The following is a 19,110-nucleotide window of genomic DNA, read 5'->3' as shown; positions in this document are numbered from 1 at the left end:
TTTTTTGGATGTTAGAAATATCTATCTTTTTTTGTCTGTTTTTTCTGCCACAGGTATCCGGGATAGCTTGATCTTCTTTCCCATGACCACTTTCATAACCTCACCACATTTGGGGCAGGTGACCTCATCAACCGGTTCTGTGATGAAGATCCTCCCCTTACAATTGATGCATAAACGGGATACTGGAGTGAATGTCATTGTGCCTCCTTACAATCGAACCTATCGCAGTTCTCACAGTTCATGTACTTAGGACATCTTTCAAGCAGGGTCTCCCTTGGCCAGACATTGAACTCTCTTTCGATGATTTTGGTGACATGATACTCTGTCTTTCCATGATTGAAATCTGCTTGACCTTTGAACAGATCGACGAGTTGTTCCTTGTCTGTCATACCAAAATTGTAGAACTCCCGAACTATGGCCACTCGCATCTTATTGCCCTGATCACCGGACAGGTCCTTTTCAAGAGCTGCCAGGATGCATGGCCTTACTCCGTTGAGCTTTACGTTAACAGGTTTCACTGACCTGCTTCTGTTCTTTCGTGTCTTGGGGATCTGAATATCTGAAATATCATAGACAGCAATGTCCATGGTCTCACCTTCCCATCCATGAATAGAGGAGAATACGTTGTGTTTTCTGTGTAATGCAAAAGGCAACTTCACAAGGTTGCCATACTGATTATTTCTGTTCCAGGTCCTTTGTTTGGGATTCACCTCTCCATCGAAACCTGCCTCCTTGGCAATTGCATTGGCAAAGTAGTAGGCCTTCTCAACCTCCACCTCTTTTATGAACAACCACACATGGTACGAATGAGGAGAACCAGACGATTCTACCAGGTATTTTAGCTGCATACGGTCCAGGAAGGATGTCAGGTTCTGCAGGTCATCCTCGGCCTTTATCTCCTTTTGAATTACGTCCTCTTCTGTATCATCCTTTTTCCTGTGGGCATCAACATCGAAACATATCCACTTACAAGTTCCTTCCTTGCTTGTGGAATAAGCACCAATGGTGATCTTGCCTGCAATATGATTCTCGATGATCTTGTCAGTTATTGGAACAGCAACCCGGAAGTATTGTGTTCCGTTAACATTCTGTTCTGCAAAAGTATCGAAGCGGTTGATAAGATGGTTCTTGATCAACTCGGACTTCGAACAGTCTAAAACCAGTCCAACTTTTTGCCATAAACCCCCTATAATATAATTAATAGGGGCTTTTTGGCAAGATTCTGGATTCAATTTTAAGGTTGTAGAAGATTTTTTAAAAGGTTTGTGCCTTTTTGCTGTTTCCAGCATTTTCTCAAAGGTTCTACACAATATGATCTTTGGAAATGTTATCGCGTTTCTATCTGCCACTACCTTGACCTTTTTCTTTTGTCCGTTCTTACCAGGTCTTATCTCAACCGTTCTTCCAAACCCCCATGTGACAACGTTCGCACATTGTTCAGCACTGCAACCAAGGGCAAACACCAGACTCGGAACCTTGCCTGCAGGATCTTTGACCCGAGACCACGCCTGCCAGGTGTCACAGTGCATGGCCTCCTCTCGCAGGATGAGGGACTCTTCCTTTGTTTTGCATATCGCATCAAAGGAATTGCTCGGCTTATCAGCCACACCTACAGCGATCATTACCCTGGAATCGGATGAAACACCCATCATTTCAGGAGCCTTGTAATAGGTCACCTCATGTGGATGTCCGAAAGCCTCCAGATCTTTCTTAAGCTCCATAGCCTCGGCTATGCTCAGCGTAATGATGGTGCAGTCCTCATCCCCGTACAGAGCAAGCAGGGTGCTTATCCTGTCCAATATCTCGTGTTTCTTGTTGTACCGGGAGTTCCTGCCGATAGACCCATACTTCTTCGAATCCGCAAGGATAAGCATCTTCGAGTTGGTTTCCATGGGGTCCCCTCCCGTTCCGAAGGTGATGTCGTGCGGACGTGTCTTACCCATGAAATATTGGTCATAATCATGACTGCAGATGGTGGCCGACGTTAACAGTGTGCGTTCGGCTTTGTTCTGAATGCTCATGATAAAGGACCGGAGCATGTCAGTGAACAGCCGGTCCACTGCAACCATCATTATCTTGATGGCTCCCCGGTCACGTATTCCATGTATCACCACCTGTTCGCTCATGACGATGTTCATTACCTTGTACAGGTCAAGCACGTCGAGCATGGACAGATCATAATCTTTCCTGGTGATAGTAAGCTTGATGATATCGCTATACACTGCCATGATGAACTTTGTACCATTCTCGCCCCCCATGTCACAATAGCAGTTCTTCAGGGTCTTGCTCAACTTGTGCCTGAAATAATTATCATCAGCTGAATTATTGTACGTCTGCATCACAGCGTTCTGAACATCTGCCTCCCCCATCAGCATTCCAAAAGCAACTACCGTCTTGCGGATATGCTCGAAGTCCTCCATGAGTGGAAGATACCTCGCAGTGTCCAGCCATTTTCCTTCCTTTCTGGCATCGTTGTAGATGGTCATGCCCGTGGACCTGCCGTACTGGATCTCATGGATCTCATCGAAAACAGCGTTGTGAATGCGGGATATGTTCCGCAGTACCTGCTCAGCTGTGGTATTCGGTCTGCTGCTGGATGCCATCATCAGAGCCACAAGCTTCTGATATGTCAGTGCGATACCATCACAGGACATGTGCTCGTGAAGTATCTGCGTAACAGGACAGGAGTAGTAGTTCTCGCATTCCGGACAACTCTCAGCAACAGGCAGGATCGGTAACTTGTTAAGATCCGGATATTGCTCGCAGAGCTCCTGGTTCTTCAGACAGGCGTGGTTGGAGGGTATCCGAATAACATTGCATGTATCCCGGTCAGAGTATTTGATGGAGTCCTCTGTGACTGTCTTATCGGCAATCTTATTAGTCGGGACAACGACTAGAAAACGTTCCTCCCGATTCAGAGATTCGGCTACCAACGCTGTCGTACAACCGGCACGAGTGGTCTTATGCACCAGATACGATCCTTCCTGATATGCGTTCAGCAGATTGTATGCTGTTGCGATGCGCTTGTCCTGATTTGTGCGGGGAACGACAAGAGGGGTCTGGAACGGTGATGTCCGGGTGGTGCTTGACATCATGTTCTGCCCCCTTGCGATCGTTTACGTTTTATTGATATCACCTCACCGGTGGGGAACAAATTCACCGTTCACGAGATAATTTCTAACTGCCTGTGCTACCTTATTGTAGCGGGCTTCATTGTCACTATCCTTTGGTGCTTCAAGGATATGGAATGCAAAACCTTCACTGTTGTCAACCTTGAACGCTTGAAGGACCGTAACCGTCCTGTCGTCGGTTTCTTTGAACATCTTCCTGAACCCGGGAGTCTTCTTGCAGAAGGCAACAGTTGGCAGGAATCCAAGTAACTCAAATCCAGCATTTGCATTTGTTCCTGGTTTGTACAAACTGTATTCCACAAATTTGAATACATCCGGGTGGCCGTACAACACAGCCCACCCCGTTTTCAGTTTATCAAGTGCCACATCTACGATCTGGTCTGTTCCTAGCAGGATCATGCTTTCAGCTCCACGCCATTGCTACTGATCTTCATGTTCGTGATCTTGGTCCTGTGGCCAACGCTTCTGCTGCGGAAGGCACTGATGCGGATGTTGGTATATGCAGGTTTGCGGTCCACGATCTCCGTCTTCCATATCTCCTTGGCTGCGAACTGACTTTTATCTCCAAAGGGCCTGAGTACGTGGTTTGGAGCTTTGTTGAACTCGCTCTCCGGCTGGTTCGTGACGACAACAATACCATTGTTCTTGTAGGCCCAGTTCTTCAGGTCACCGAATATGGCGATGAGCTTCAGCAAAGCATCCCCTTTCTGTTTGACACTGAGCCTTGCATATGATGTGAGGATTGGGAAACCGATGGAATCCACAATGACCACATCCACCGCAGGAAGCTTCTGGCATATGGAATCGATCTCCTCGATCACCGGGGTGTATTTGTATTCACAGCCCTTGAGACCTGCAATATCCGCTTCTGTCAGATTCCTCTCAGTGTCAAGGTAGAATACCTTCTTTCCTGAATTAATGGCCTCTTTTGCAACGGTCAAAGCGAACTTTGATTTTCCACTGCCTGTGTCCCCAAATACCTCAAGGACATCGTTCCCTACATATCCGTGGATAAGGTCCCGTATCTGTGATGAGTTGTTTTCTTGGCTATCGTTATTTTCATAAGTGGGGAATGCGTTTTCTTCTTTGGTGGATCCTTCCTGACAATCCTCTCTGCTTTGGTCGGCGATAGGTTCGTCTGAACGAGGTTCACCACCTTGTTCATTTAAATTTTCTACAAGTATTTTGAGTTCCATGAAAACAGGGTCTTCAGGTACATCGTATTCCCGGTGGTCTTCTACCCATTTGAATATCTCATTTTTCTTGAAATCAACTCCCCAGAATACGAACTCATCGAGATTCTCACTGGCTTTTTTCCAGACATCAGTGCCGGGAATGGTACTGTATCCCATCATTTCAAGGATAGGTACAAGTTTGTCCTTGTCAAGTTTCACTTCCATGATCACACCTCGTCTCCGCCCAACATCTCGTACACTGTCTGTTGCACTTTGTCCATACACTCGTGTACATCATCGGAAATGATCGCAAAAACATCACAATCCGATTCCAGCTTCCTTTTGATGGTGATCTCAGCATGGGGTTTCACATTACCCTTGGAATCAACATCTGCACCGACTTTCGTTGAGATCTCGATGGGCTCGGCATAGGTGATTGTTTGGGTCTGCTCCATCAGGTATTCCTCCTGAGATCCTTCACAACAATTGGCACCATCCCGGCCTGGGACCATCCTATCCGGGTGACGTTCTTGCATGCTGCCAACTCTGCAGTTGCTACCATGTTAACGAATCGGGATGCTTTACCGGTTATGACCGCGAACACCTCGTTCTCCCCAGAGACCTTGCTGCGGATCCACTGCTGGATTCTGGCAACATCCGAATCGCCGATATGTTTGAGTGGGTCGTCCTTCGTGCGACCTATGCCGTTTGGCACTCGGTCAAAATCGATGTACACTTCTACTTCTCCTGTCATTGCTTTCACTTCCTTTCAGTTGTATAGAAGAAGCCTGCAGTTATTTTGCAGGCCAATGCTCCGGCCGGGGCTTGAACCCGAAAATGACCCTGCTGTCCCGGAGTAGAGGTTGCCTTTATGGTCTGACCTCCTCATTACATTCCGGGCAGTAGATCGGTAGGTTCTTGGACTGCCAGTCTACATCGAAAATATGCTCGCAGTGGTCGCATATGCACTCGGCCACGATCCTTGTCCGTGCACGGGGCATGTTGTCAATGGTCATGCGGTGGCCTCCGAAGCTCTGGACTCGATCATCTTTTTGAGATCTTCTGAGTAGTACTCAGCCATCTTCTCTGGAGATATCGACTTGGTGAAATGGTGACCACATTCACATTTCCACCAGGATCTTGCACCCAGGGCCTTTGTGACACCTGCGTTGGTGCATTTTGCAGTTTGATTATTGCATATGGGGCATTTTGTGATCTGGTCAATAGTTAGCTTGCAGAAGTCCATGGCATGGTTGAACCTGCGTTCCTGGTGGCCCTCGCTTAGCCAATAGCGGTCCTTTGTGGATCCAACTGGTCGGCCTGTATAGCCTCCGCTCTTAGACCGACCCATGCACAAGCCCCGCAAGGAATTTAACGCTCAACGCCAATTCTCCCATGGCACCAGGGATTTGCGCCAACTCATCCCATTGTTTAGGTGCATGGTTGTAGACGGCCAATGCCTTCTCGCGTGCAAAGTCAGATGGCATTGGTTATCACTCCAGTTCAGCCATTGTTATGGCTGCAGTTGCTAGATTTTTCATTTTCATATTCCTCTTTCTTCTTTGATTGCTTGGATTCCCCTGCGCATTGCGCCTCTCCCTGCATCACTGACGTTTGTGAAAATGCCATTTTTCACCAGTTCGCAGAGATCCTCTTTGTCAGCACGTGCCAGACGGAAACTCGTGGGATAATTTTCAGTCATAATCATACTCCGTACTTTAGTACTACTATTGCACCACTAAGTAAGAATTGCATGATATTTATATGTTCTTGTTTTTGTCCTACTATTGCCTCATAAAAAGATATATATGCGGTTACTACTAAGTAACTACCATGGTAGTTAAGAGAAACAAAGAAAAAGTATCAATAGCCATGAGTTCCTATCTTGTGAATAGGGCAAAAGCGATGGTCGATGCTGAAGAATTTGGTTCGGTGTCTGATGTCATCTCGACCGCAATGTCCCAGTTCATTTTAATGTACGATCAAGCAAAGCGCGATGGTGACATGCAATTCCTATCGACACGTGAATATGTTGAAGATGCTGGTGACCAGATCGAAGGTGTGATAGAGGAATATCTGAAAAGCCCAGATGGCAAGGCTCTCATAAAATCAATTATTGGGGAGTCGCTTTCGTCGCCAGAAAACAACAAAACCTTGATATTTACAGAAAGTGGACGGTAATATTTTTCCATGATTCAGGTAATAAGACAAAAGTAAATGAATTTGGGTGAATGAAAAATGTACATCAAAACAGCATGCACAAAATGTGGAAATCCCGATTTCCATGATATTCACTGGTGGATAATCGGTGAAATCAAAAAAGGCCAGACCACTGCAAGAGTAGATGAGATGGAAGTCTATGACAGTGTGTCCGAAGAAGAACTCGCCACGCAAATCGTTTGTGAACTTAGGGGATTCATGTACAACGGAATAACTGTAGACGAGTTCTGTAGAATACTCAAAAAGTACTATGGTGTTGCATCAAAGTACTGCTGTGATCTGATTCAGAGGATGAAAAAGGAATTGGATATGTACTGTCCGGACAGGCAGCATTTGTATTATGTTTAGAACAGATAATACTTGAATCCCTGTTTCAACGCAATATCCGGACAGAAGTCATCCATAGTTTACATCATATCTTATTGTCTGACAATTTCCATAAGCTTTCCATAACTGTCTACAACATCATACTTCACTTTGTCAGGATCGATTTTGCGGTTGATTTCATCGAAGAATTTTCTGGCACATTCTATTTTTGTTTCCTCAATTCTTCTCAATTGCATTGAACTCATTGAACCCTTTGTTTCAGCTACGAAATAAATATGCTTCAAAGTTCCTTCTTTAAATGCAATCGCCCAATCAGGGTTGTAATTACCAACTGGAGTAGGAATTGAGAATCCTTTAGGAAGCTTTGCGTACACAACCACTTCAGAGCTTGTGTCCAATTCAGTGGCAAATTTACGTTCTATTTCAGAATCGGTTATGACATAATCATAGATATGTCGTTTAAGAGGATCTCCTGCCTTACTGAAATCCTGATTGCTTTGGTTATCCGTAAAGATATCAATATCATGCATTTCTGTAATTGTATCGTAGCTTAAGCGCTCAATTATAATAGTGGCTTTTTGTTCACTTATCAAGCGGATTGTTTCGGAAATGAAACTTTCAGGATTGGTCTTAAACTTCTCAAAAACAGATTTTTCAATGCTGCTCAGAATACCAGTTACAGTTTTTCTGGTCAGCTGAACACTTTCAGCAATTTTTCCAATTAGATCGTATTTTACCACAGAGTGAATGGATTTGGTACCGTAGTCATCTTTAGATGTTTCAATAATCTCAAAGCCATTCCCGGATTTCATCTGTTCATAATCAATGTCATCAGCCTGTACGCCACGTTGCACAGTGTATTCGAGAGGAGTTACATGTAATTCTTTGTTCAGAGTTTCCACGCATTTATCAATAAGTTCGGAACTGTCAAATTTCACACTATAAACTGCTTTCCGATTAATCCGGTTCCACAGTTCTTTGAACTCCTGTTTTTCAAAATTATCATTCAATGGATTTGTTTTAGCTCCACGATCATTTGCAATTTCCAGTGCTCTAGCATCACTATAGACACTTTCTATCAACTGAAAAACCTGCTCTTTATATGGTTCTAAATCTTCAGGTAGAGGGGCAAGTGTTTCATTTTTAACAGCTTCATGATACTCTTGGACAATATGGTCATTATCATCTGTGTAGTCATTTTTTAGAAGATATCTGTAGATCTGCTTAGCCATTTGTGGAGTAACTTCAACATTTCCGCCATCTACTGGCAAGACTTTTCCAGTGAAATAAGCTTCATTGGCCACACGTGGTCTTTCTGATAGGGATTCACTGATATCACTTTGCAAAGCAGCCACAAAATCCTTATAGCTTTCACTGGCAACTACCGTCAGGACATTTGTCTGATGGACGGTTGCAGGATTATCCTGCCTTTCACCAAGATGATTCACAGCAATGCGAAGTCCACGTCCAACTTCCTGTCTGCGTGAAATTGTGCTATCACTGTGCTTCAGTGTACAGATAACAAAGACGTTTGGATTGTCCCATCCTTCACGAAGTGCAGAGTGAGAGAATATAAAACGTGTAGGTTCTTTTAAAGAAAGAAGACGCTCCTTGTCTTTCAGGATCAGGTCGTATGCATCGACATCATCAGTTTCGGATGATGTCCTTTTTGTGACGGGATCGATCATCCTTTTGCTCTTTTTATCGATGGAAAAATATCCGTTGTGAGTGAGATCAACAGAGATGTTTTCCAGGTACTTTTTATAATCATCTTTTGTAGACGAATCCTTTATTAACTCATTTATAGCATCCCGATATTCTTCTTCAAAGATCTGGGCATATTCCCCGCCTTCTTCACCTTCATCGCTATAAACACGATATTTGGCAACTTCATCAATGAAGAAAAGAGTCAGTACTTTTATTCCCTGATGGAAAAGAACCTGCTCTTTTTCAAAGTGTGCTTTGATCGCTTCTCTAATCTGAATACGCCTCAGAGCTGCTTCGTTAACGTCTCCTGTAGCCTCTCCGGCCTGTAACTGGATACCATTCTTAAATTCAACCGTATCAGTTACAGCATTAATATCGGAAATTACAAACCCTTTGTATTGATCCAGTTCATTGGATAGATCGTAAAGATTGTCGCCTTTTCCGAGTTTACGGATTATCCTTTTTATTCCCTTATTTTGCTTAACCTCAAGTTCGATTCTGGCAACAGGAGCCTGTCTGGACACTTCAATGGACTCCAGATAGAGATAGGCATTGGTTCCTGACAGACCTTTAACAGAAATACCTCTTACAGCTATTTTTTTGACAAGTTTCTGATTATATGCATCCAGAGCATCAAGCCTGTGAACTTTATTGTGCTGTGTTTTATGGGTTGCTGAATATCTCAGAATAAAGAGAGGATTGAATTCTTTGAGTGAATCCAACGTTTTTTTGCCTTCCATTTTTTGTGGCTCGTCAAGAATTAGTATGGGGCGATTAGCTTTTATCACATCGATTGGACGACGACTCTGAAAATCATCAAGTTCTTCATAAATACGGCGATTATCCTTGCCTCTGGCATTAAATGCCTGAACATTGATCACCATTACGTTGATACCTGCATCGGATGAAAAGCTCTCCAGATTGTGAAGCTGCTTGGAATTGTATATAAAGAACTTAGCTTTCTTACCATAGCTTTCCTGAAAATGTTCCGCTGTAATTTCAAGTGATTTGTAGACACCTTCACGAATGGCGATACTGGGAACTACAACAATGAATTTTGTCCAGCCAAATCGCTTGTTCATCTCAAAAATACTCTTGATGTAACAATATGTCTTACCTGTCCCGGTTTCCATCTCCACATCCAGATTAAGCGATGAAACATTTGTCTTTACAAGACTGCTGGATTGTGGAAGATTCTGAATACGCTGAACCTCCTGTATGTTCTCAAGAAGTTGCTGTTCGGAGAGTGAAAGGTCACTGTTCTTAAAACCCGATATTTCATCTACCCATCCTTTTCGCAAAAAGGTTTCCTGGTAAAGTTTTCCTTCTCTGGCTTTCTCAATACCCGGATCGATACGATAACCGATTCCTGCAGTATTGGGTTGCCCTTTGAAACAGTCCACCACCGCTTCAACGGCACGTGTCTGATAGGCCTGATTTTTGAACTTTAGTTTCATCAGCACCCTCCTTAGATCGTTTTCACGTCCGTATGAGGACTCATGAGTTTGAAGATCTGTTCCACATTGATCTTCACACTGTCATCTGCAAATCCGGAATCCCGGAATACCACACGCAATGGTTCCCTTTTTGCCAGCTCTTTACAGAAATCTTCAGAAATTCCACCATCCTTCACAAAACAGGCAGCAAGGGCATTTCCATCAACAAAATAAACTTCTCTGTCAAGAATTACTTCTTTTGAAATAGGAAGTGTAAGATCTACACCCCAGTCCAGTAGCACCTGGAAAAGCAGATCTTCAGAAGTACGGTCCTTTTTGATGTTGTCAGTATTATTGAAAAGAACCGTCTGTTTTGTGTCATCAGGGGTATAATAGACATCCTCCATGTTGCTGCTGTCTACTTTAAGAACACGGAAACCAATGTCGAGATTTTTGGTTTTTTCTGGATTCTCTTCTTTGATCTTCTTTCCTGCACGACGGATACGTTCTTTGCTTATTTCAGCAATGGTTTTGTAACCAAGCTTGAAAGCATTAGACTTTTCATCACATTTTTCATCTAACTGTACCATAATGAATTTGCGCTTTCCATTGTCTTTGGCATTAACACTCATTGTTGCATGGGCAGTTGTTGAAGTTCCAGCAAAAAAGTCTAATATAATATCATCGGATTTTGTTGATATTTGAATAATTCTATCAAGCAAATCTACTGGCTTCGGATAATCAAAATCTATATCTCCTAATAAATTTTGCAAATATGAAGATGCAGATTGTGAACTTTTTAGTTTTTCGAATAACGATGATTGAACAGATTCAACAGGTTCATTTTGAAATATTTTTTTACGTGGTACACCTTTTCCATCATCTGCAAAGAATATTCTTTGATCATTTAGTAATTCATAAAATTCATCTTCAGTTACTGACCAGTTACGATCAAAACTTATTCCTGCTGGATTGGTTATTACGTATGATTTACTTCCACCAGTCCCTTTGCCTGCACCTCTACTAATATTTGCAGACATCCATGGCCCTCGAGGATCATTATCCGCATTACTCCACTCATTGTTATCTATATATTTGAATGAGGAATATTTAGAAAATCTTTTTAGTGTTTCTTGCTTGAAAGCTGCAATAATATACTCGTGTTCTTTTCGAACTGTTTTCTTTGCAGTTTTTGGCATTGTTCCATCTTCACGAACATCCCAAATGTATTGTTCTACAGATTTTCCACCAAAAATCTCTTCACATATTTTCACAAGATTATGCACTTCACTTTCATCAATACTAATAAAAATTACACCATCCTCTTTGAGGAGATTCCTTGCCATTTTTAGACGAGAATACATCATGGAAAGCCAGTCTGAGTGAAAACGTCCGTTCGAATCTGGATTTGGAACAAGACGGTTACCTTCTTCATCTTTCTGCCCAGATTCTAATAAGTAATTATCAATAGACTCAGCAAAGTTATCAGCGTAGATAAAATCCTTACCTTTGTTATAAGGAGGATCAATATAGATCATCTTCACTTTGCCAAGATAATTTTCCAGAAGTAGCTTTAGAGCATCAAGATTGTCGCCTTCAATAAAAAGATTCTCTGTAGTATCAAAATCAATGCTTTCCTCATGACATGGCCGGAGAGTCTTAGCAATAGGGGCATTGGCTGTGAGTAAAGCTTCCCGTTTACCTGGCCAGTTAAGTTGATAACGTTCCTGTGGACCATCCACTATATGTGTTGAGAGTTCCTGCTTTAAGAGGTCAAAATCAATTGATTTTTTCAGATTACCATTTTCATCCTTTGACTCGGTAACACAATTTGGGAACATTGCCTCAAGTTTTGCAATATTTCCTTCAGCAAAGTTTGGGCTATGCATTTTCAATTTATCCATTATAAGACTCCTTTATCCATCAGCAATGATTAACACTTTAAATCTTGAATTTCCTGTTTCAATTCGTTGAGTGAACTGTTTAATTCAACCCTGCGATTAAATTGTTTTTCTTTTTTTATGCGGGATTCTATTTTTGCTGCTTCACGTTCTTTGGTGCGTAATTCATCCATTCTTTTAACCAGCTCTTCCAGAGTTTCACTTTTCCTGAAAGGAAGAGATACAATATCTTTGATAAGAGCCTGGTAGAGTGCACCCATGTTCAAAACAACAGGTAGTGAAGTTTTTTCAGAATTATCGTCCATCCATTCAGTTTCGAAGTAACTGCTGACAACCCACTTACTTCTGTCGGCTTCACTGGGCCGTTTGTAAGCTGCCATATATCTGCTTCTTTTCCTGTAATCGAGGTGGAAAATGATAGGCGAAGGTATGGCTTTATCGATTGTCCGTAAAACCTCTTCAGAGATAGTTTCAGTCCTGAGAATAATAGTAAATATCTGTATTTCAGTAACTTCATCACTTACAGGAAGATTGATCGTTGACGAAGAAAGCTTATGTGTCCACGTGATCTTTTCCACTTCTTTGACAAACATATCCTTTACTCTGGAAGTCGGATTGGCATGCTCATATATCTTACTCTTTGAAAGCACACGTCCAAATTTTGCCTGTTCAGGGAAATCATAAAGGACACTCATGAAGGATTCTCCTGTATTACAAGGAAAGAAATTAGCTCAAAATCATCCAATCCTTTAATTGTATCAACCAAAGCCGTAGTATTGACGCTGGAGAAAAGACTGTCAATATCCTTGTCTTCTTTCACCTCTATCATTGATCGAATTGCCTGGTCAAGTAGATCAGAATAATGATTCATTTCCCGCCCATCATTGGTGTTAGAATTAAACTGTTTGCATATATCATAGACCGGACTATCAAGCCCTTTACAGCTGCTTCTTAGACGGTCTAACAATGATTTTACTTCCGTATGATCCGTAATAATTTCTCCGTCATCATTAATATAGACAAGATAGTATGGATGCAGGCGATTATGCTGATTAATATTTACACCTGAATTGTGGTTACGGAGGGTAAAAATAACTCCTGGTAACAATCCTGCTTCCTCATTGGATGGTATCAAGGCATGTAAGCCGTTGGGTAAATGGTCCATATCTCCATTTTCTTTAATATAGTTCAGCAGGTCCATCCGGAAATCGTTCAATCCAAGGTCAGTAATGTTGACACCTGTTTTAAGATCCTCAAGTTCAATTACTTCATCCTGTAGACGACGGAGTTGTTCCTTCCTATATGCTACGTCATTAGCATGCGCTGAGAGAACATTATCATCCCCGGTTCCAGTAATGTCCACTATATGCATTCGATTTTCCACGCGCTCTTTTAGATTGATATATTCATCTAACGAAATATCCGGCCAATAGTTGACCAGTTGAATATATTCATTAGGAGAACCAATCCTGTCTATACGACCGAAACGTTGAATGATACGAACCGGATTCCAGTGAATGTCATAATTAACGAGATAATCACAATCCTGAAGGTTTTGCCCCTCAGATATACAATCAGTTGCAATTAAAATATCAATTTCATTCGGGTCCTCTGGAAGTATGAGAGTTTTTTCTTTTGAAATTGGAGAAAATATTGTCAACAAAGATTGAAAATCATAGCCCTTATTCACTGTGGTTTTTGGAGAATCTTTTCCTGTTACTTTACCTGTGTGAATAGACATATCAAAAAATTCCCTGGACAGGTTTGCATAAAGGTAATCAGCCGTATCTGCAAATGCGGTGAATACGATTACTTTTTTATTGCCGGGATTTAACGGGTTCTGAATTTTATCCAGTATGTGCTTTTTGATATGCTGAAGTTTTAAATCCTCCTCTGGAGTGATCTTTTCCATTTCGGCTAGAAGTTGCGATATAATAGTAAGGTCTGCTTTTAGGTCATATTCCCATGATTGCAGGTCCATGTCAGCAAGATCGATCTGAACTTTTCCTTTTGTCGTAAAGTCATCCAAGCCAGTAAGATCGTCATCCTCAGCTTCTAATTCCTCCAGAGAATCAGTAAGATCATGAATGGAAAGGTCTGATCCAAAACGCTTGAATTCTGCTATTTTAGCAAGCATGTTCTTATTATTATCCTGCAAAGACCTAAGAGTCAGTCTGAAAGATTCAACTGAACTTTCAAGACGCTTCAGGAGGTTTGTTGTCATAAGGGACTGGAGACTTTTTTCACGATCAGCCTGTCGAAGTTTACCCTTTCCACCTTCAACAGCGGTATCATAGATTTCTTCATATATTTTCAGGCGGCTCGGAAGAATGTAGTTGACAGGAGCATAAACAGAAAGTTTGAGCAAAGATAACTGCTCATAAATTTCATTGAAACCCATTACATCGGAGCGTTCCGTTAAAGCACAGCGAAATGATAAGGGTTTAAGTCTTTGTGGAAACTTTCCTATCTCACTAGTATCGTAAAAAGTCTCAATATGCTTTCTGGAACGAGCAATGGTAACACTGTCCAGTAATTCAAAAAAATCAAAATCAAGAGCATCCAGAATTGTTTTTGCTGTTCGATTTTCAGGGGATAATTTAGACCAGTGATTAAAAGCGGTCTGTGCATTTCGAAATATTTCTTCAATGCTTTTACCTGTCTTTAGCTTTTCACTTAAATTTTCAGATTCTCCTTCATAAGCAAGAGCAAGTTGGTTTCGAAGGTCATTGAATCTATTATTCACCGGTGTAGCGGAAAGCATCAATATTTTTGTTTTAACTCCAGCACGAATAACAGAGTTCATTAATTTCTGGTATCTGGTTTCTTTATCTTTATAAGCATCATTGTTACGGAAATTATGAGATTCATCTATGACTACAAGGTCATAGTTACCCCAGTTGATCTTTTTTAAATCCAAGCCCGAAGACTTTCCTGATTTACGTGAAAGATCAGTGTGAAAGAGCAGATCATAATTTAAACGATCTTTTGCCAGTATGTTTGTTTTGTAATTATTTCTATAAGTTTGCCAGTTATCTTCAAGTTTCTTTGGACAAAGTACAAGTACAGAACGATTGCGAAGCTCATAATATTTTATGACTGCCAATGCAGTAAACGTTTTACCGAGTCCAACACTGTCAGCCAGAATGCATCCATTGAATTGCTCCAGTCGATTAATGATTCCTGTAGCTGCATCTTTTTGGAAATTGAAAAGTTTATTCCATACAACACTATCCTTGTAGCCAGTCAGATCATTGGGGAGTACATCCTCATTTATGTCTTCAAGGAATTCATTAAAAATGTTGTAAAGCATCAGGAAATAGATTTTTTCAGGAGAATTTTCCTTATAAACCGATTCAATATGAGTGCATATATTGTCTGTAACATTCTGCAGCTTGGAATCATCTTCCCATATTTGATTGAAAAGCTCCAGCCACGTTTTAGTTGATGCAGTATCTTCAAATTTGTTGATGAAATTTGAAACTGCATCTCCCTGGCTATATCCGAGATCAACGGCAGTAAAACCATGCAAAGGCATGTAAACAACACTTTCGTCATCTGAACTCAGACAAGCAAACTGTTGCATTGGAGCTTTTGTAGAATTAGAACAAAAAGTTGCTTTTCTCCTGATCCAATCTGCACACTCTTTAGCAATCGCTCTTTGAGTAAGTTTGTTTTTGAGTTGAATTTCAAAGTCACTTCCGTACAGATCTCTTTCACGTTTCTGCTTAGGAATATGAAATTCTCTGCGCTCTTTAGAAAACTTGTCTGTAACCGCATTTGCTACAAAAGTAGGAGAAGTAAAAATGAATTCCAGAGATTCAATCTTTTCTAACTCATTTTTTAAAGCTTCATATGCATAAATAGAAAAACAGGAGGCGGCAATTTTAAGTTTTGTATTAGACTTAAATGATGTTTTAAGATCATCGCCCCAAAGATCAGTTACATTGTTTAGTATTTGCATCTTTTCAACCGCCTATTTTTCCAGCACTAAAAGATTTATTATATCTATTTCATGAGATAAAGTGTTAAAACTTTATCATTTATTTCCCATTAACCCAATCACACACTGCCCCATAGTCACAATACCTGCACTCAGGTTTCTCAACAACTTCAAAGTCCTCACTCAAAATCCCTGAAACCACATCTTTCACCTTCTCTACTACAGCATCAACCTCATCTTCAACAACATCAACCAATACCATTTTGGCCTTATCAGGATGCACATAGAAGTGTCCTGCCTGCACAGGCAACTTTCCATACTTTTCTTTCACTGCCAAGCAATAAAGAGCCAGTTGTACATCCTCTTTCATCTTCTTCTTACTGAGAGTACTCTTCCCAGTTTTGTAGTCGACGATGATGTACTCTTCATCAGGAGTTTTGTCGATGCGGTCAATTGAACCCACAAAATGATTGCTGTCCAATTCCAAATCGAACCGCTGTTCAACATCAATCGTTTCGTTGGAATTACTCTGCTCGTAGTCAAACCAAATGTCGAGCATCTTGTCCATCTTGTTCTTATCCTGTTTTTCATGAATCACTGAAGTGTAAGCCGAACCATCCCATGTGTCATTGAGCATTGTCCTGGCATCAGCAACCGTGGGATTTTTACCCTGCATCTTCTGCTTTACCATTTCCTCATAAACTGCATGCAAAGTAGTACCTACATTGAAATGTCCTTTCTGTGGAGTAGGGATTCGAAGCACGGAATTGTATTTGAATTTTAACGGACAGTCCATGTACTCTTTTATCCTAGAAGCAGAAAAACGCATATTCTGGTCCACAAGCGGAGGGACCTTTCCATCCACAAGGCCATCCAGTTCTGTAGGTTCCAGCGGGGAGACCTTCAGGAAAGTATCAAGGTCAAAGGCTGAAAGATTACCATTCTTTTCCAGTTCCTTCAGCTGTGCCAGCATGACAATGGACTCAAGGGCCTGATCCAGCTGTCCCTGTCTGGCATACATGCTCACAAGGTTCTCATACTCTTCTTTTTTCCTTTGTAGAAGGGAAACACTAACAGATTCATGGTGAACTTCTGCTTTAGCTGCTTCAATGAGTTCTATCAACGGATTTTCATCATAGTTTATCTCATCAAGGAACTGGCTTGGTTTGGAAGGCTTCACATTAGCAGCATATTTCTCAGGGAAGACTAGATACAGCTTTTCCTTTGCACGTGTCATGGCAACATATGCAAGCCTGCGCTCCTCTTCCAGATGCAGCTCTTTCTCATCAGCATTCCTCTGAACACCTTTTGCCATATCCAATGGTACTGTGAACGGTTTTCTCCTGTGCTGTAAAGGAAGGTGCCTAGCTGCAAGGTCACACACAAAGACAACCTTCGCCTCCTTTCCCTTGGATTGATGGATTGTCATTACTTTTACAGTATTGTCCTCACTGGCCTCTCCCTCATCTATATCCATGTTGAACACAAGGGCCAGATGTTCCATGACATCCTCAAATTCCGAACCTCCATCCACAAGCTCAAAATCAGCCACCATCTGGACGAGTGAATTCAGCAACTTGATGTTACGTCTGGAATGTTCATCATTCCTGGCAAGCTGAGAGCGATACAGGTCTGTTTTTTGAGTCAAAAGGTACTTCACTGTATCAGAAGGAAGATGGTTCTTCTTGTAGCTTATGACCTCTTCAATACGCAAAAGGGTGGATTTTACAAGCTCTGCCTGCGTTATATCAATATTATCTAAATCGTTCAGAAGAACAGAATATATCCCATCACCTTGAGTGGGATCTGCCTTCTTCACCTGAAGTGCCTGTATATTTATTTTCTGCAGGTTATGTTCTGTAATACCTTCCCTGAAAAGAACCTTTGCGAAAGAAACCCCATTATTGAAAGGGGCCGCCAGCAGTTTCATATAAGCTAGAGCATCCTGAATAACCGGAAAATCACTTAACTGCAATGAGCCAACATATTCCACGGGAATCATCAATGCTTTTAAAGCATCACTGAATTTTTCTCCATCTGCACGCTTCCTAGTGAGTATGTAGATGTCCTGATACTCTACTCCTTCTTCATTAGAAAGTCGCTTAATCTCATTGGCCACCCACTTAGCTTCACTGTCGTCGTCCGGGGCCTTCACGACCTTAACAAGTTCTCCGTTACCATTATGAGACTTGAAGTCTTTGACCTCCCTTTCTGGATTGCAGGATACCAGCTGTTTGGATAGCTCGACTATCTGATTGGTAGAGCGGTAATTCACTTCCAGAGCTACTTTCTCAAGGTCAGAATAGTGGTCATTCAGTTGCTTGATATTGGAAAGGTATGCGCCTCTGAAACGATATATACACTGATCATCGTCTGCCACGCATGTCAGATTTCCACCATCGGCAAGCAGGTGTACAAGATGCAATTGTGCATAATTTGTATCCTGAAACTCATCTACCAGAATGTAATCGTATCTGCTCTTCACTTCATTCCTGATGACATCATTCTTTTCAAGAAGAGAGCAGGCCATGGCGATCATATCATCGTAATCAACAAAATTATTGTTCCATTTATACTCCTGATAATGCCTGTAGAACCTTTCAAGGTCAGCCATTTTCAGAAGCTTATCCTTCTCTTCATCATCAATAGAAGGATCTGAAAGTCTCTTATCAACATAATCTTTAAGCTCATCGGGGTCTATCAGATGGTCCTGGAATTGAGATACACCTTCCATCAGACTTGTTATCAGGTCATATGGAACCGGTGGTATGATAAGATTCTCAAATTCAAAGATATCGATGTTTCTGATTCCCCATACATGAGAATGCTCTTTTGAGATAAGCCTAGTCCCATAACTGATTCCCATGTCCAGTGGGAACTGTCGTATAAGTTCATTGCAGAATGAATGGAAAGTAGAGACGTTAATGCCACTGCCAATACCTATCTGTCTCTCAATTCTCTCCTGCATCTCACCGGCTGCCTTCTCTGAGAATGTCAGTGCCAGTATTCTCTCCGCAGAGATAGCATTGGCAATAAGGTCAACAACTTTTTCGGTTATGGTAAGTGTCTTTCCGGATCCCGGGCCTGCAAGGATAAGGAGCGGTCCTTCTGTGTAAGTCACTGCTTTTAGTTGTCTATCGTTAAGAGTGCCTGCAACCATTTTCTCCACCAACACACCTGAATTACTAGTGTAAACGCGATTATTATATTTATGTACTTCTGTAATTTTTAAAATTAAATCCTAATTATTCTGGTTGGTTATTTTGCGCA

Annotated in this window: 16 protein-coding genes; 2 read left to right on the top strand and 14 right to left on the bottom strand. The window is 41.6% G+C overall.

The window, feature by feature from the left end; translation table 11 throughout:
• Positions 1–21: 21 nt before the first annotated feature.
• The 9 genes from J2755_RS06195 to J2755_RS06155 form a co-directional block, all read right to left on the bottom strand.
• Entirely contained in the window at positions 22–198 is a 177-nt protein-coding gene (locus J2755_RS06195) for a hypothetical protein (protein ID WP_209680995.1), read from the bottom strand.
• Positions 195–3,095 carry a TOTE conflict system archaeo-eukaryotic primase domain-containing protein gene (locus tag J2755_RS06190; RefSeq protein WP_209680993.1) on the bottom strand — a complete coding sequence of 967 codons (2,901 nt, stop codon included), beginning with the start codon at positions 3,093–3,095 and terminating at the stop codon, positions 195–197. Before J2755_RS06190 ends, J2755_RS06195 begins: the two co-directional genes overlap by 4 nt.
• A 42-nt stretch (positions 3,096–3,137) precedes the next feature.
• Positions 3,138–3,530, bottom strand: a complete 393-nt coding sequence (locus tag J2755_RS06185; protein WP_209680992.1) for a hypothetical protein — start codon at positions 3,528–3,530, stop codon at positions 3,138–3,140.
• Positions 3,527–4,531: an ATP-binding protein gene (locus J2755_RS06180; protein WP_209680990.1), complete on the bottom strand. Its 1,005-nt coding sequence runs from the start codon at positions 4,529–4,531 to the stop codon at positions 3,527–3,529. Before J2755_RS06180 ends, J2755_RS06185 begins: the two co-directional genes overlap by 4 nt.
• Positions 4,532–4,533: 2 nt before the next feature.
• Positions 4,534–4,761 (bottom strand): hypothetical protein, encoded by a 228-nt coding sequence (locus tag J2755_RS06175; protein ID WP_209680988.1) that lies wholly within the window; start codon positions 4,759–4,761, stop codon positions 4,534–4,536.
• Positions 4,761–5,060 carry a hypothetical protein gene (locus J2755_RS06170; RefSeq protein ID WP_209680986.1) on the bottom strand — a complete coding sequence of 100 codons (300 nt, stop codon included), beginning with the start codon at positions 5,058–5,060 and terminating at the stop codon, positions 4,761–4,763. The genes J2755_RS06175 and J2755_RS06170 overlap by 1 nt, the downstream gene beginning before the upstream one ends.
• Before the next feature lie 115 nt (positions 5,061–5,175).
• Positions 5,176–5,322: a hypothetical protein gene (locus J2755_RS06165; RefSeq protein WP_209680984.1), complete on the bottom strand. Its 147-nt coding sequence runs from the start codon at positions 5,320–5,322 to the stop codon at positions 5,176–5,178.
• Positions 5,319–5,657, bottom strand: coding sequence for a hypothetical protein (locus J2755_RS06160; RefSeq protein ID WP_209680982.1), 339 nt, complete (start codon positions 5,655–5,657; stop codon positions 5,319–5,321). Before J2755_RS06160 ends, J2755_RS06165 begins: the two co-directional genes overlap by 4 nt.
• 192 nt (positions 5,658–5,849) lie before the next feature.
• Positions 5,850–6,008 (bottom strand): hypothetical protein, encoded by a 159-nt coding sequence (locus J2755_RS06155; RefSeq protein ID WP_209680980.1) that lies wholly within the window; start codon positions 6,006–6,008, stop codon positions 5,850–5,852.
• A gap of 131 nt (positions 6,009–6,139) precedes the next feature.
• Here J2755_RS06155 and J2755_RS06150 point away from each other — a divergent pair, with 131 nt between their 5' ends.
• Positions 6,140–6,487 carry a hypothetical protein gene (locus tag J2755_RS06150; protein WP_209680978.1) on the top strand — a complete coding sequence of 116 codons (348 nt, stop codon included), beginning with the start codon at positions 6,140–6,142 and terminating at the stop codon, positions 6,485–6,487.
• A 57-nt stretch (positions 6,488–6,544) separates the two neighbouring features.
• Entirely contained in the window at positions 6,545–6,874 is a 330-nt protein-coding gene (locus tag J2755_RS06145) for a hypothetical protein (RefSeq protein WP_209680976.1), read from the top strand.
• Between the two features lie 71 nt (positions 6,875–6,945).
• Here J2755_RS06145 and J2755_RS06140 read toward each other — a convergent pair whose 3' ends face one another.
• The 5 genes from J2755_RS06140 to J2755_RS06120 form a co-directional block, all read right to left on the bottom strand.
• Positions 6,946–10,017, bottom strand: coding sequence for a type III restriction-modification system endonuclease (locus J2755_RS06140; protein WP_209680974.1), 3,072 nt, complete (start codon positions 10,015–10,017; stop codon positions 6,946–6,948).
• Positions 10,018–10,028: 11 nt separating this feature from the next.
• Positions 10,029–11,900 (bottom strand): site-specific DNA-methyltransferase, encoded by a 1,872-nt coding sequence (locus tag J2755_RS06135; protein WP_209680972.1) that lies wholly within the window; start codon positions 11,898–11,900, stop codon positions 10,029–10,031.
• A gap of 29 nt (positions 11,901–11,929) precedes the next feature.
• Positions 11,930–12,592, bottom strand: coding sequence for a DUF4391 domain-containing protein (locus J2755_RS06130; RefSeq protein WP_209680970.1), 663 nt, complete (start codon positions 12,590–12,592; stop codon positions 11,930–11,932).
• Entirely contained in the window at positions 12,589–15,861 is a 3,273-nt protein-coding gene (locus J2755_RS06125; protein WP_209680968.1) for a helicase-related protein, read from the bottom strand. Before J2755_RS06125 ends, J2755_RS06130 begins: the two co-directional genes overlap by 4 nt.
• A gap of 79 nt (positions 15,862–15,940) precedes the next feature.
• The gene (locus J2755_RS06120) at positions 15,941–19,000 is read right to left on the bottom strand and encodes an ATP-dependent helicase (protein WP_209680965.1); all 3,060 of its coding nucleotides are present in this window, start codon (positions 18,998–19,000) and stop codon (positions 15,941–15,943) included.
• Positions 19,001–19,110 lie beyond the last annotated feature (110 nt).

Origin of the sequence: Methanohalophilus levihalophilus, assembly GCF_017874375.1 — an archaeon.
In the GTDB taxonomy this organism is placed as follows: domain Archaea; phylum Halobacteriota; class Methanosarcinia; order Methanosarcinales; family Methanosarcinaceae; genus Methanohalophilus; species Methanohalophilus levihalophilus.
Note: the sequence above shows the minus strand (reverse complement) of the source record. Positions and strands in the feature narration are given on the sequence as shown.